At 55.5% G+C, this 512-nt stretch carries 1 protein-coding gene; it reads left to right on the top strand.

From position 1 onward, the window contains the following. A partial coding sequence (locus ACTIE1_RS16710; RefSeq protein ID WP_439563521.1) for a hypothetical protein occupies window positions 1-462 on the top strand: 462 nt, incomplete at its 5' end. Window positions 463-512 lie beyond the last annotated feature (50 nt).

Raw genomic sequence — 512 nt, 5'->3', positions numbered from 1 at the left:
AGAGATCAAAGGCCGCTTTTTCTTGCTAATTATATCTATACCAGTCCCGCGCGAACTATTGATTTATATCAAGCAAAGGTCGCCACCAACGGTCAATGCCTCGTGCAGAAGGTGACGACAAAGGACGCGCATGATGAGGCTGGGATAGATCAGTCTGGCCGGACCGGGCGCGCACGATCCGTTTCCGGCGCAAGTGGTCGACGCTCTGTCCGGTCACTTGCGGCTTTGCGGCACTGTACAGATCAATACCGCCCCTGCGAACCGGTGCAAATGCGCCATGAACCTGTAGATTCTGCCCTTGCCGCAGGTGTTGCGCATCAGCGAAGATCGCGGGGCCTTGGCGCCCGGTTGCTTGATCATGATCAAGCGACAATCATGCGCAAATGCACGCCAAGCAAAACAATCGGGACTGAGTTTCCGATGAAAGACATCGATGGATGCGCGCCGGGTGCAATAACCTGACCAGACCACATAGTGCAGAAATGCCTGCTCAGACCGCCACAGAATGCCGG

This window comes from Roseinatronobacter sp. (assembly GCF_051859525.1).
Taxonomy (GTDB): Bacteria; Pseudomonadota; Alphaproteobacteria; order Rhodobacterales; family Rhodobacteraceae; genus Roseinatronobacter.
The sequence above is the reverse complement of the archived record's forward strand: the minus strand, read 5'-3'. Positions and strand labels throughout refer to the sequence as shown.